General features: G+C 56.9%; 17 protein-coding genes and 1 pseudogene. 10 read left to right on the forward strand and 8 right to left on the reverse strand.

What is annotated here, in order from left to right:
- The first annotated feature begins 148 nt into the window (after positions 1-148).
- From thyX to ACFWW2_RS06140, 6 genes and pseudogenes are all read left to right on the forward strand, one after another.
- Entirely contained in the window at positions 149-1,054 is a 906-nt protein-coding gene (gene thyX / locus ACFWW2_RS06115) for an FAD-dependent thymidylate synthase (protein ID WP_393926959.1), read from the forward strand.
- Positions 1,051-2,031, forward strand: coding sequence for a P-loop NTPase fold protein (locus ACFWW2_RS06120; RefSeq protein WP_393926960.1), 981 nt, complete (start codon positions 1,051-1,053; stop codon positions 2,029-2,031). The genes thyX and ACFWW2_RS06120 overlap by 4 nt, the downstream gene beginning before the upstream one ends.
- Before the next feature lie 85 nt (positions 2,032-2,116).
- A complete protein-coding gene (locus tag ACFWW2_RS06125) occupies positions 2,117-2,410 on the forward strand; it encodes a hypothetical protein (RefSeq protein WP_393926961.1) in 294 nt (97 codons plus the stop codon).
- Positions 2,411-3,071: 661 nt separating this feature from the next.
- Complete coding sequence (locus ACFWW2_RS06130) at positions 3,072-4,022, forward strand: hypothetical protein (protein WP_393926962.1); 951 nt, start codon at positions 3,072-3,074, stop codon at positions 4,020-4,022.
- 70 nt (positions 4,023-4,092) lie between these two features.
- Positions 4,093-4,221, forward strand: a pseudogene (locus ACFWW2_RS06135) (TraR/DksA C4-type zinc finger protein); the annotation flags it as partial.
- Positions 4,222-4,436: 215 nt separating this feature from the next.
- A complete protein-coding gene (locus ACFWW2_RS06140; protein ID WP_393926963.1) occupies positions 4,437-4,610 on the forward strand; it encodes a hypothetical protein in 174 nt (57 codons plus the stop codon).
- Between the two features lie 53 nt (positions 4,611-4,663).
- Here the strand turns inward: ACFWW2_RS06140 and ACFWW2_RS06145 are convergent, their stop codons facing one another.
- A complete protein-coding gene (locus ACFWW2_RS06145; protein ID WP_393926964.1) occupies positions 4,664-4,873 on the reverse strand; it encodes a cold-shock protein in 210 nt (69 codons plus the stop codon).
- A 174-nt stretch (positions 4,874-5,047) separates the two neighbouring features.
- On the opposite strand from ACFWW2_RS06145, the gene ACFWW2_RS06150 reads away from it, so the two are divergent.
- Both ACFWW2_RS06150 and ACFWW2_RS06155 read left to right on the forward strand, forming a co-directional pair.
- Positions 5,048-5,377: an arsenate reductase family protein gene (locus tag ACFWW2_RS06150; protein ID WP_393926965.1), complete on the forward strand. Its 330-nt coding sequence runs from the start codon at positions 5,048-5,050 to the stop codon at positions 5,375-5,377.
- A gap of 44 nt (positions 5,378-5,421) precedes the next feature.
- On the forward strand, positions 5,422-5,790 hold the full coding sequence (locus tag ACFWW2_RS06155) for a hypothetical protein (protein WP_393926966.1): 369 nt from the start codon (positions 5,422-5,424) through the stop codon (positions 5,788-5,790).
- Here the strand turns inward: ACFWW2_RS06155 and ACFWW2_RS06160 are convergent.
- From ACFWW2_RS06160 to thrS, 5 genes are all read right to left on the reverse strand, one after another.
- Positions 5,774-6,322 carry a DoxX family protein gene (locus ACFWW2_RS06160; RefSeq protein WP_393927003.1) on the reverse strand — a complete coding sequence of 183 codons (549 nt, stop codon included), beginning with the start codon at positions 6,320-6,322 and terminating at the stop codon, positions 5,774-5,776. The genes ACFWW2_RS06155 and ACFWW2_RS06160 overlap by 17 nt on opposite strands.
- Before the next feature lie 20 nt (positions 6,323-6,342).
- On the reverse strand, positions 6,343-7,080 hold the full coding sequence (locus tag ACFWW2_RS06165) for a DUF2063 domain-containing protein (RefSeq protein WP_393926967.1): 738 nt from the start codon (positions 7,078-7,080) through the stop codon (positions 6,343-6,345).
- The gene (locus tag ACFWW2_RS06170) at positions 7,077-7,931 is read right to left on the reverse strand and encodes a DUF692 family multinuclear iron-containing protein (protein ID WP_393926968.1); all 855 of its coding nucleotides are present in this window, start codon (positions 7,929-7,931) and stop codon (positions 7,077-7,079) included. The genes ACFWW2_RS06165 and ACFWW2_RS06170 overlap by 4 nt, the downstream gene beginning before the upstream one ends.
- Positions 7,932-7,996: 65 nt before the next feature.
- Entirely contained in the window at positions 7,997-8,299 is a 303-nt protein-coding gene (locus ACFWW2_RS06175; RefSeq protein WP_393926969.1) for a DUF2282 domain-containing protein, read from the reverse strand.
- Positions 8,300-8,532: 233 nt separating this feature from the next.
- On the reverse strand, positions 8,533-10,527 hold the full coding sequence (thrS, locus tag ACFWW2_RS06180) for a threonine--tRNA ligase (RefSeq protein ID WP_393926970.1): 1,995 nt from the start codon (positions 10,525-10,527) through the stop codon (positions 8,533-8,535).
- A gap of 249 nt (positions 10,528-10,776) precedes the next feature.
- Here thrS and ACFWW2_RS06185 point away from each other — a divergent pair, with 249 nt between their 5' ends.
- Together ACFWW2_RS06185 and ACFWW2_RS06190 are read left to right on the forward strand one after the other, a co-directional pair.
- Positions 10,777-11,304 carry a hypothetical protein gene (locus ACFWW2_RS06185; protein ID WP_393926971.1) on the forward strand — a complete coding sequence of 176 codons (528 nt, stop codon included), beginning with the start codon at positions 10,777-10,779 and terminating at the stop codon, positions 11,302-11,304.
- Between the two features lie 102 nt (positions 11,305-11,406).
- The gene (locus tag ACFWW2_RS06190; RefSeq protein ID WP_393926972.1) at positions 11,407-11,652 is read left to right on the forward strand and encodes a hypothetical protein; all 246 of its coding nucleotides are present in this window, start codon (positions 11,407-11,409) and stop codon (positions 11,650-11,652) included.
- Between the two features lie 85 nt (positions 11,653-11,737).
- Here the strand turns inward: ACFWW2_RS06190 and ACFWW2_RS06195 are convergent, their stop codons facing one another.
- On the reverse strand, positions 11,738-12,172 hold the full coding sequence (locus ACFWW2_RS06195; RefSeq protein ID WP_393926973.1) for an MAPEG family protein: 435 nt from the start codon (positions 12,170-12,172) through the stop codon (positions 11,738-11,740).
- Between the two features lie 2 nt (positions 12,173-12,174).
- The gene (locus ACFWW2_RS06200; RefSeq protein ID WP_393926974.1) at positions 12,175-12,930 is read right to left on the reverse strand and encodes an ArsR/SmtB family transcription factor; all 756 of its coding nucleotides are present in this window, start codon (positions 12,928-12,930) and stop codon (positions 12,175-12,177) included.
- Between the last annotated feature and the right edge of the window lie 66 nt (positions 12,931-12,996).

Here is a 12,996-nt window from a genome sequence, read left to right on the forward strand (position 1 = left end):
TTGGCGAACCCTAACACCAGCACTGCGGATTACCACGCCCAATACTGGCCCGAATAATGTATGCGCCGATTTCCGGGTATGAAGGTTTTGCCACAGGCCTTCAATCCCTATAGTCAGCGAAAGACTCAGCAAAAGCCGGAGAAAACGGATGCCCATCACCCCCGACCAACAGGCCGAAATCGATGACCTGCGCGCCAACCCCAAGCCCACTCTGCGCGCTGTCGCCGACGGGATGGAGGCGCATCTTTACAAGGCGTATGACGTGCTCGACCACGGGTTCATCCGGGTGATCGATTATATGGGCGACGATGCCGCGATCTGTCAGGCCGCGCGCGTCAGCTATGGCAAGGGCACCAAATCCGTCCAGAACGACGAAGGGCTGATCCGCTACCTGATGCGCCACTGGCATTCGACCCCGTTCGAGATGTGCGAGATCAAGCTGCATGTGAAGCTGCCTGTTTTCGTGGCCCGCCAGTGGATCCGGCATCGGACGGCGAATGTGAACGAGTATTCAGCGCGCTATTCGATCCTGGATCGCGAATTCTATATCCCTGAGGCGGATAAACTGGCCGCCCAGTCTGTCATCAACAATCAGGGCAGGGGCGAGGCGCTGACGGGCGAAGAAGCGGCCCGCGTTCTGGAATACCTAAAGGGCGATGCGGCCCGGTGCTATGACCATTACGAGGAAATGATCGGGCAGGAGGGTCAGCAGGGCCTCGCCCGCGAGCTCGCCCGCATGAACCTGCCCGCCAATATCTACACCCAATGGTACTGGAAGGTAGACCTGCACAACCTCTTCCACTTCCTGCGGCTGCGGGCGGACGCCCACGCGCAATACGAAATCCGGGTCTATGCGGAGGAGATCTGCAAGGTCGTGGCCGACTGGGTGCCCGCGGCCTACGGCGCGTTCGAGGACTACCGGATGGGCGGCGCGACGCTCTCGTCAAAGGCGATTGACTGCGTGAGACGTATGCTTAAGGGTGAGGAGGTGACGCAGGAGACCTCTGGCATGTCCAAGGGGGAATGGCGGGAGTTTGAGGGGATTATTGGGTGAGTGGTAAACGCTTTGATTTGAGCATTAAACCGGAAGACACTTTTGAAACGGCGGACCTGCTTGGACGAAAAGACTTAGCTGAGTCCATGCTTGCTCTAGTGGAAACTTCCGTTGACCCTCTGGTTGTTGCGCTGGACGATGACTGGGGTGCAGGTAAGACGTATTTCCTGAAGCTGTGGCAAAAGATGCTTATTTCAGAGGGTCTACCGGTGATTTACTTTAATGCATTCGAAAACGATTTTTCTCGAGATGCGTTTGTGTCACTGTCCGCGAGCTTAGCAGAAGCGCTTAATCTGAATGATAATTCTAGCACCAGACATAAACACACTTTTTTGTTAAAGGCCGCAAAGTTTGGTAAGATCGTTAGCCGCTCACTTGTCAACGTGGCAATTCGAGCAGGCACTGCTGGCGCAGTAGATATCGCAGATGCTGGAGAGGCAGTTGACGCGGCGCTGACGCAAATAGGTGATGAAACCACCCAGAGATTTCACGATCTTATTGACGAAAAATCGAACTTTAGGGAAGAGTTGCACGCATTTAAGGCAGCACTTGTAGAAGTAAGGCTTGCTTTGCAAGCCGATGATAATGATTTTCCACTTGTATTCATTATTGATGAGCTTGATCGTTGTCGGCCCGATTTTGCACTGGACCTACTAGAATGCCTAAAACACTTCTTCGAGTTGGAAAAAACCCACTTTGTGTTGGGTGTAAACTTAGAGGTGTTGGAGAAGTCTGTCACTTCAGTCTATGGCGGAGACCTCGAAGGAAATGGATACCTGTCACGTTTCATTGACTACAGGCTTTCGTTTTCGCCAGCTCGACATTCATCAAAAAGGCAGGACTTGGTTACATACGCCAGACACCTTTGGAAACGTGCAGAAGCGCTGGAGCTACATAACGATGTGTCGGAGGGTCTCATTGAGATAGTCGCATCGGGTGTTGAAAAAAAACGGTGGAAGTTTTCGAGATATGAATAGGATTTTTTCTATTTTGTATCTTTGTTTGGTTAGTGTTCAAAAAGCGACTTTCAGAGCCCCCCCGATAGTTGGAGGACTCATTCTTATGAAATATTACCAACCCCAGCTTTTTCAGAAAGCCATGATGGACGATATTGCTTTTGATGATGTGAGAGATTTTTTCGGATTGCACGTTAACATCGATAACTATGCTAAAGCTGAACGCCATTTACTTTGGATGCACGAATGGTGGGCCACTTTTTTAAATGGAACTATCGATGAGGAACGGAGGGATTCAATCTTGTCGTCAATCTTCAAATACCACATGGATAAAAATAGCGTCATTCAAATATGTGCTCGCAGTGTCGTTGATAGGTTTTGGCAGGGTAGTGTCAGCTGAGACTGCTGTTGTAATGAACCTGGGCCCGGCATCGCCGGGCAGCGCCCGGACCTCCCCCACGGGGAGGGAGCTTTTGCGGGCGCCGCACCCCGCACCACCGTCACGCATAACCACCAAGCCCCACCAAACAGACCCGTCTGCGCGCCATCCCCGAGGTCCGTGCGCTGCCCTTACGTAGCGCACAACACCGGCCACAACTTTCACGGCAACCAAAGGCTTCCACTGCGCGAAAGCAGCGCCCGGGCCGGGGCTCCGCCCGTTTGAACCTGAAATGGTCCGCCGGACCATTTCCGAGACGGTTCAAACCCTCCCCCACGGGGAGGGCGCTTTTGCAATGTTGCAACCCGAACAACCGCTGCATGTGAATTGACCGGCCCGCCACGCACATCTGTCGGTGCGCCCACCCCGAGGTCCGGACGCTGCCTTTCTGTTGCGCATAACGGCCGCCGCCCCTGGGCTTCGCCCGTCTGGACCGTTTCGGTCCCGGAGCTTCCCTGATGTGGCGCGTAACCACCGTTACGGTCTCCGTGTCTGATCAAGGCTGTCGCTGCCTGTAAGCTGCGCATGACACCACATTCCATTAACCGAACATGAACGGTTCACATTTTTGCCGGGATTGGCCCATATGGCCGGATAAAACAAAACAATCGGGCTATGATTGATGATTATTCTGCGCGCATTCCCTCTGTCGTTTTCCATCCTCTGGCGATTCCTGATCGTGCTGCCGTTTCTGCTGGTCTTCCTGGTCCTCTATGTCCTGCTGTCGGTCTTCTGGGGTTTCTTCGCCGCTCTGATCTCACCCTTGATTGCCATCGGTATCATCCTGGCGATGACATTCGTGATGGCGATGATCCCGATGATGGTGGGCACCCGGCTGGGCCTTCAAGCGCGAGGCGAGGCCGTGGACGGCTCTTACGTGAACCTGTTTCTGCCCTCTCTTGGCTATGGCGCGTTCGAGGCTGTGACCAAGCTGATTGTGACGTTCGGGGCGGCGGGGCTGCTGGTGCTGTTCTCCGGAGGAGGGTCTGCCACCGAGGTGACCGAATTGGCGGCTGGGGCCGTCGACCCGTTTTCTGATCTTACACTTGATGGTGGTGTTTCCGGCAGCGGCTGGCTGTTTCTGGCCACCAGCCTGATATTTGTCCTGATGCGCGCGGCCCTTTTGCCAGCTGTTGCTGGTGGCGCCGCCGGGCGTGACCCGAATGGTCAGTCTCACACCCCGTTTTCTGGTGTGGGGTCGGGGTTTCTGTCGCTCGTTCTGCTGATCATCATCATCTACCTGCTGGGTTTTCTTGCCATCCCCGCAGCCTTTATCATCGCGACCCAGTTTGGTCTGAGCGAGGTTATCATGGCCCGGGTCATGGAATTCTCGGTCATGGTAGATGCCGGCGGGTCGTATAGTTTTGCCCCGATCGATGCGATCATGGCGGGCATAATTATCGTCTATCTGTTGTGGCTGTTCAGCCTGCAATGCGCCGGTGCCGTGCTGGTCTATGAACGTCGCCGCGAGGCGCATGAGGCCGAACTGGCCTATAACCCGCCGGTGGAACGGATGGATCCTGACGACCTGCGCGAGATGGTCCGCAGCCGGATGCCACAGCGCAAATACTGATCGGCTTTCGCGAGCTACGGCCCTGCTGCTCTCAATGCTGCCGATGGGGTGGTGAGCAACGGTCGCGCAGGGGGATTACGGATATTGTACCGATTGTGGTGAGGATATTGCCCCCGCACGTGTGGCTTCTAGCACGCCCTGCCGAAGACAAACGCCAAAGCTGACGCGACGACAAGGGGTCACAGTTAACGATTCGTAAAGTATTAGAGAGCACCCTGAGGTTGTTCTTGCATACGTAAGCAAGAACCTTCGGTAGTTGTTACCGCCTGCGCCACGCAGGAGATCGCGTGAAAATCGGGCCTGTTATGTTCATGACCCCACGTCACTGGGGGAAATGTGCCGCGAGGTTCCCCTCATCCAGATGGGGGCGTTTCCAGTACAAACGTTTTGAGAAATCAAGAACTGGGGATCGATATGACGACAAAGAAGACAAACGGACCATCCGACGAAGACACCACCCGCCGCGCCTTTTTGCCGATCCAGATGGATCTGGTGGAGCGATTAACCCGAGAGGCGGAGAACCGCACCGGTCACGCCTCGTGCGCTGTTTCGGGCAAGTCTGGCGATTCAAACAAGCTGGCAGCCTGAGCCCTGAATTTGGGGCTCAGCGCCAACTGGTTTCGCAAAGGCTTTCCAGTGGATCAACCACCCACTGACAGGTTCCCGGCCATTTTGCGTCCATCGCGACCTTCTACCAGTTCAAAGGTCACTTTTTGATCATCAGCCAATCCTGTCAGACCGGATTGTTCTACCGCTGAGATATGCACAAAAATGTCCGCACCGCCGTCATCGGGTGCGATGAACCCATAACCTTTCGTTGTATTGAACCACTTTACAGTGCCACTCGGCATTGTCAGCACTCCTTCATGTCGCGCCCGTAGCGGGCAGGGCAGCACTTGGACCCCGCGACAAAGCGGACTTCCCTTGGCCTTGTACCTTTACACTTAAGTGTTTTATCCAAAAGGCAAATGACAAGTCGTCGCATCCCCGCGAACCGGCAATCCCTTGCACATAGGACAGGCAAAATGCGTTTCTTTGGTCTGAAATCATGCGACACATGCCGCAAAGCGCTCAAATCGCTGGCATCTGCGGGCCACAACCCACAGGTGATTGATGTACGCGCTGACGGTGTGAGCGACGAAGACCGCAGTGCGATCATCGCTGCGTTCGGCGAGACGGCGATCAATCGTGCCTCGACGACCTGGCGCGGGCTGTCTGATGATGAAAAGGCGGCTGATCCGGCCGCCCTGCTGGCCGCCCATCCAACGCTGATGAAACGCCCGGTGATCGAGATGGACGGTGAATGGACGATCGGCTGGGAACCTGACGTTCAGGCACGATACCTTGGCGAATGATCTGACACTGCATAAGTAAACTTCAGAGCAGTAAGGAGACACGCATGCGCAATGCGGCAATGACACTGGGCCTGATCGCGGGCGTTATGGGGCTTTTCGTGGGCCTGTTCGGCTATGGTTATGCAGAGCTGTCAGAGCAACATGCCGAAGTGGGTGAGTTATTTGGCACGTTCGAAAACCCCGGCTTCATCCGTTTCGCCAGCTTTATGGCACCGCTTTTGGCTATCGCAGGCGGGGCCATGGCCAAGGCCCGCGCGCTATGGGGCGGTATCCTGATGGTGCTGGCGGCGGCCTGTTTCTATGCCGCATTTGGATTCAATGTCGCCACTATGTTCCCCATCGGCTTTGCCGGTCTGGGTGGTCTGCTGGCGATTGCCGCCGGTCAGCCGGATGAGCCTAAGGCGCACTTTTGAAGATAGCCCGGTCGAGCGACAACAGCCCGGGCCCTTTGAAGACCAGGATCAGAAGGCACAGAATCCAGAACGCCCGCTGATCGAGGATCAGCGCGTCAGAGAACCGGTCGAACCATGCGCCAAGTGTGCCTTCGTGTTCGATCCCGCCGTGGCCATAGAGGTCTGTCAGCGACTGGACGATGATGAAGCCAATCATGCCGATCGCCGACAGGCGCGTCAGCAAGCCTACGATGATCAGCAATGGCAGGACGAACTCCGCCACGGTTCCGCCGACCACAACGGCCCAGTGAAAGACGCCCAGTTGTGATGTGTCATACCCTGCTGCCTCCATCGCTTTGGGGAAAATCTGGACATAGGCCCCCGATGACGGGGCCAGAAAGCCGAAAAACCCCTCTCCCAGCTTGGTCAGGCCCGAATTCCAGAAGTATTGTAGCAGCACACCGGCAAAAACGAGGCGCGCCAATAGTGGCAGGACCTGATCACCGGCGCGGTTCATCGGTTCGGTCATAGGCTCAAGCGGGGAAACGATCATATTCATGGGGGAGGGGCCTTTCAGTAAATTCCGGTTACAGCGCCTTGGGACAGCAGCAGGTTCAGGACGCCCGCCAGGTCGAGCGTTTCGCCAGCGGTGTCGATTGCCTCGCCCAGTGACTGCCCGTCGGCGAGTGCGGTGACACAAGTGGCGGCAGCGTTGTTGATCAGGTGAATATCGGGGTCAAACCCAACACGGGTGATCAACACCGCCTCCGCCTGCATCACGGGTTTGGGCGCATCGGGAGCGGTATTGGCGCGGTAGATGCTGTGTATTGGAAAGTCCGATGCGATTGTTTGCACCGCAGGGGCAATGCGCAATCGCGTCTTCATCAGTGTGTCGGGGTCAAGTGTGCCAAGTACCTGCCCATCCACCGGGGTGGCGTCCGCTGCGTGATAGGCGCGGCGCAGGCCCAATTCGATACGGGCGATGTCGGGTAGATAGGGCAACGATCTGGCCGGTTCAAACCCGGCAAGGAATGCTGGCATATCCTCACCATAGAACATCATCAGCGGCGATGTTGGCGGATGCTGGCGCAGATAAACGCCCGCCATCGCGCGGAAAAACGTGTCACCGACAAGTCTACGAATTACCGGGAAAGCCGTTTCCAGCGCGTCTGACAGGCTGACGGCGACGTTGTTGCGGTAGACGTTGAAGCGTTTGCTGGCGATATCCCCGCTTGGCGTTTGCAGCCCCTTGGGAACGGCAGCGCTGGGGTCCAACATCGCAGCCGTGAAATTGGCTTGCGTGACAGTCATGCTGTCACCAATGAGAGCGCGCGCCCGGCGCGGCGGGTTTCATCTGCCAGAACGGGCCAGGCCGGTACGTCATTGTCCCATTCGATCAACAGCGGTTTGGGGCCGGACTTGGCAAGTGTGTAATCCAGCAGCGCCCAGACAGGATCAACCACCGCCTTGCCATGGCTGTCGATCAGGAGCGGCGCGCCGGTTTCGTCTTCGTCTTCATCATGTCCACCAAGGTGGATTTCGCCAACGGCTTCCAGCGGGAAGTCATCGATATAGGTTTTCGGTGACGTTTTCAGGTTGGTTGCGCTGACAAAGACATTGTTGACATCCAAAAGCAGGCCACAGCCCGTGCGCGTGACAAGCGCGCGCAGGAAATCAGTCTCTGACATGGTTGAGTCGGCAAAGGCGAGGTAGCTGGACGGGTTTTCCAGCAACATTTGCCGACCCAGCACGTCCTGCACCTGATCGATATGGGACGCGACCCGGTCGAGGGTTGCAGCATTGTATGGCAAGGGCAGCAGGTCGTTGAAGAAATGGGCGTCGTGGGTCGACCAGGCCAGATGTTCGGAAAAGCTGGCAGGGTTCAGCCAGCCCACCAGGTGCTTGAGCCGGGCCAGATGGTCGGGGTCCAGATCGCCCTCGCCCCCGATGGACAGGCCGACACCGTGGACCGAAATGGGGAAACGTTCAGCAAGGTGACGCAGTTGCGCAATCGGGCGGCCGCCGTCGCCCATGTAATTCTCGGCATGGATTTCAAGCCAGCCGACAGGGCCCGGATCAGCCATGACGTCGCTGTAATGCTGGGGTTTATAGCCAACGCCGGGACGGGGCGGGAGGGATGAATGGCGCGCGGAATCAAGCATCGTCTGGCCCCGTTTGGTCAGAGGGTAAGGTGAGTTCGTGCCCACCTTACCCTATCATGATCGATTTATGCAGGCAGATCGCGATCAAGCTCTTCCAGCGAGCCCTCGCGTGGTGTGCCGTCTGCCATGGCGGGCAGATCCATTGTTTCGCAGGTGCCTTCTGGAACAAGCGTCCAGGCGTTGCCCTGATAGTCGATGGTCGATGTGCCTGCACATGTGGTGCCGGGGCCCGCAGCACAATCATTTTCGCCAGCCAGCGACACGCCGTAGCATTTTACATCACCTGCTGCAGCAGATGTGGTGGCCAGACCGGTCAGCGCTGTAGCAACGGCGCTTGCCAGAACGAGAGATTTTGAAGCTTTGGACATCGAGGTTTCCTTCGGTTGAATTTCGTTATGCAGTCACCGCATACCGGTGCTGACCAGACAGTAACCTTATGCCAGATCGGTTTTCTATTCACAGCCCCGTGCATCGCGGTTCCGTGAGGTCGTGTGAGGGGCACAGGCGATGCGGCGGGCGGCCGCCCACCGATGGTCATAAAAACAAAGGGCCCGCCGGGTTTGAAACCGGCGGGTTTGTTTCAATAACCTGTTTCGAATTGTTACAGCAGATCAGGTGGCGTTGCCGCTTTACCCAGTTCTGCAACAATTTCATCAAGTGATGTTACACTTGTCTTGTTTTCACCCAGACGGCGTACGGTGACCGTCTTGTCTTCCACTTCGCGCGCGCCAAGCGCCAGAATGACCGGCACTTTGCCGACGGAATGTTCGCGGACCTTATAGTTGATCTTTTCATTGCGGATATCCGCCTCGGCCCGGACACCGGCTGCTTTCAAGGCCGTGACGACTTCTTGCGCGTAATCGTCCGCGTCGGACACGATGGTCGCGACGACGACCTGACGCGGTGCCAGCCAGAACGGCAGTTTGCCTGCGTGTTCTTCAATCAGGATGCCGATGAACCGCTCAAATGATCCCAGCGTCGCGCGGTGCAACATGACGGGCCGATGTTTGTTGCCGTCTTCGCCAATATAGTCCGCATTCAGCCGCTCGGGCAGAACGAAGTCCACCTGATGCGTGCCGCATTGCCAATCCCGCCCAATCGCGTCTGTCAGCACGAATTCCAGCTTGGGGCCATAAAACGCGCCTTCGCCGGGGTTCAGTTCTGGCTCAATCCCCGCAGCGCGTGTCGCCGACAGCAATGCTGCCTCGGCCTTGTCCCATGTCTCATCAGTCCCGGCGCGCTTTTCCGGGCGGTCCGAGAATTTCACCTTGAAGCTGTCAAAGCCCAGGTCGTGATAAATTGACGACAGGAAGTCGATGTAGATCGCTGTTTCGCTTTCGATCTGGTCCTCGCGGCAGAAGATATGACCGTCATCCTGGGTAAATCCGCGCACCCGCATGATCCCGTGCAGCGCGCCTGACGGTTCATAGCGCGCACAGGATCCGAATTCGGCCATGCGCAATGGCAGATCGCGATAGGATTTTAGCCCCTGATTGAAAATCTGCACATGGCACGGGCAGTTCATGGGCTTGAGCGCATTGACCCGTGTGTGTTTCGGGTCATTGACCCGTTCATCAAAGTTCTGGGCATTGTCGCCCTCTTCGGTGCGGCTTTCATCCACTTCCACAATGAACATGGACTCCTGGAATTTTTCCCAGTGGCCGGATTTTTCCCATAGCACACGGTCGACAACCTGCGGTGTGTTGACCTCAACATAGCCACCCGCCCGCTGTTTACGCCGGATGAAGTCCTGCAATTCGGTGTAGATCGTCCAGCCATTCGGATGCCAGAAAATCTGGCCCGGCGCCTCTTCTTGCATGTGGAACAGGTCCATCTCGCGGCCCAGTTTGCGGTGATCGCGCTTGGCCGCTTCCTCCAGCCGGTGCATATATGCCTTGAGGTCTTCCTTGTTGCGGAAGGCAGCACCATAGATGCGTTGCAGCATGGGGCGGCCCGAGTCGCCGCGCCAATAGGCACCGGCGATGGACATCAGCTTGAACGCGTCGGCGGGGACTTGACCCGTGTGTTGGAGGTGAGGACCGCGGCATAGGTCCTGCCATTCGCCGTGCCAGTACATGCGCAGCGGTTCGTCGCCCGGGATGGCTTCGATCAGTTCGACCTTATAGGGCTCGCCCCGGTCGTTGTAATACTGGATCGCCTTCTTGCGATCCCAGATTTCCGTGCGCACGTCGTCCCGTTTGTTGATGATTTCCTTCATCTTTTTTTCGATCAGGGCGAGGTCCTCTGGGACGAACGGTTCCTCGCGGTCGAAATCGTAGTACCAGCCGTTTTCGATCACGGGGCCGATTGTAACCTGCGTTTCAGGCCAAATTTCCTGCACGGCGCGTGCCATGATATGCGCCAGATCGTGACGAACCAGTTCGAGTGCTGGCGCTTCGTCCTTCATCGTGTTGATTGCAATGGCAGAATCCGCTTCGATGGGCCATTGCAGATCCCAGTGCTGGTCGTTCACTGTGGCCGAAATCGCTTTTTTGCGCAGGCTGGATGAAATGTCAGCGGAAACATCAGCGGGAGTGACTCCGGCCTCGTAGGATCGGCTGTTACCATCAGGAAAAGTCAGGGAAATCTGGGCCATCGGCCTTAAGCTCCTCGTCAGTTTGGCGCCCACGGAACGCCCGGTTGCGGGTTATGTCTGGTGGCGAGGTTTCGCCTGTCGGCACGATACTGTCAAGCATGCACTTACAATGTATACACTGCCATGTCAGGGTCATGCCGTGGGGGCGATCGCGGCTGCATGGCAGACGGCGATTTAGCCAAAAAGAGAAACAGAATGACCTCTATCAGACTTTTCCCCATTTTGTTTGCGGGAACATTAAGCGCGTGCATGGGTAGTGGTAATGATGACAATCCGGTTGATACCGGAACGGGCGTCGGCTTTGCGGAGTTAGGCACTCTCAATCAGACGCTGATCGACGAAATCACGGCTGCCGGACCAACGCCGCTGGCTGAAATTCCAACCATGGGCGGCGCGACCTACAACGGTACATTGCTTCTTGGATTGCAGGATGGAAGCGAGGACGGGGTGATCGGCCAGATGGAGATCACCGCGAATTTCGTCGACAAGCAACTGACCGGCGAAGCATCCAATTTTTATGATCTTGAGGGTGATGCGACCGCTGGCACACTGAGTTTTGAGAACGTGGTTTATGAGACGACGCTGGCCGGATTGATCACCGGGGATGCGAGTGGCACGGTTGATTTTCAGGCGGGCGAGATGGATATCGCGGCGGTTGTGGTTGGCAATTTCTCTGGCGATGCGGCGACTTATGTGTCGGGCATCATGAGTGGGTCTGCGACGCCTGATGGCGCTGCCGGAATTGCCTTGATCGGAGGCTTCTACGCAAAGCAGTAACACCTGCGCGGCGGTATACCCAGATATACGTTGACTGCGACGTTTGGCGCGTTAAATACGACGCATGTTTCCGATGGGAAACCCACATCTTGGGGATATGACATGCCACGCTACAACCGCCAGTTCGAATTGAGCATCGCAGATGTTGATCTGATCGAGGAGGCTTTGCGCGCCCGTGGCCGTGAATTGTGCAAGATGCGCCGGGCCTTGTCGGAAGAGAACCCGGCCCATCTGGAATCGATCAAGGTGATCGAACAGGACCAGCGCGAGGGCGAGGAGTTGCTGGGCCGGCTGCATGATCAGAAGATCTTTTACCGGCCCAAAACCAGCGTCTATGTCGGTGGCTGAATTGGCCTGAAATGGCGGTCGGCGTTGCGTCGGATTTGCGTCGGCAAAACGTTGGACCCCAACGCGTGCATCTTTAACCCATTGTTTACGCCAGACCCGCCGTAAATGCGGCGTAGGCCATGATGAGGCAGCACACCCAACCGGCCGTGAAGATGATCGGGCGTAGAGGGAATGCCGCCTTGCCCGTGATGTAGCCGACCGCGTGCGCCACGCGCAGCCAGAAAAACGCAATCGCCGTCCAGTAGGTCAGCGCTGCGAACCCGTCGAGCCTGTCCACGATGAAGACCAAGAGTGCGAACGGCACCAGCTGTTCCAGCAGGTTGAGATGGGCGCGGTACGCCCGCTGCACCCAAGGGCGGTGCAGGGCGGGGTTGGATATCCGCACGAAGCCATCAGGCGCATCTGCGGGCAATGATCCTTCGGCTGCTGTATTCACGCCGACGATGTAGGGAATCCAGAGCGATGCCGCGAGGATCGCAAGGCAGGTCAAAATGCCCAGCTCGGTTGGGAAGGTTTCCATTGTCATGCTCCTTGTTGCATCGCGGCCTTCAGGCCGGTTCCGGTTTCCAGATAGGATTTGAGTGAGGCCGCCAGTCGCGCCCAGCCTTCGCCGAACCCTTCCTGACCGGGGGCCATGTCGTAGTGTTCGATGGTCAGCTTGCACTGGTCGCCCTGCGGTTCGATCAGATAGACCATGTGGCTGGTCGGCGCGTCGGGGCCCATGAACAGCGGTTCGAACGTCATGGCGATCCGGAATTTCGGGTCAAGCGCCGTTGTCACCTGCCGCAGCATCGCGTCGCCATTGGGCAGGATGAATGTGGTCGCCTGATCAACCGCCGGATTGCCCTGCACGCTGTTGCAGGCAAAATGGTAGGCGGCCATCTGGTCGGCCTCTGTCAGGGCGGACCAAAGCGCATCCTGGGTGCAGCGGATGAATGTCTGCATCACGAAATCGGGTTTTCCCATCTTGGTGTCTCTTTCCAGTTTCAGTTTCAGTTCGGTCAGCGCGCGCGCCTGTCGCTGAAGAAAGGGCGCGGCCCAGCGGTCCATCACCTCTTGCAGGGGCAGGACGTTGAGGTAGTGGTACTTGAACCGTCCCACCTTGCGGGTGACGATCAGGTTCGCGTCTTCCAGGACCCTGAGATGCTTCATCACCCCAAAGCGTGACATATCCAGAACCTGTTCCAGGTCGCTGAGTGACTGACCATCCTTGCGCCGCAAACTGTCGAGCAGGTCGCGCCGGGCGGGATCGTTGAGAGCTTTGAAAATGGCATCCATGGAATCACTTATAGGTGACAATATAGTCACGTGACAAGATGGTAACGTGAAAATCTGTCGGCCGCC

The sequence above is a fragment of the Yoonia sp. R2-816 genome (assembly GCF_046762905.1).
Classification (GTDB): domain Bacteria; phylum Pseudomonadota; class Alphaproteobacteria; order Rhodobacterales; family Rhodobacteraceae; genus Yoonia.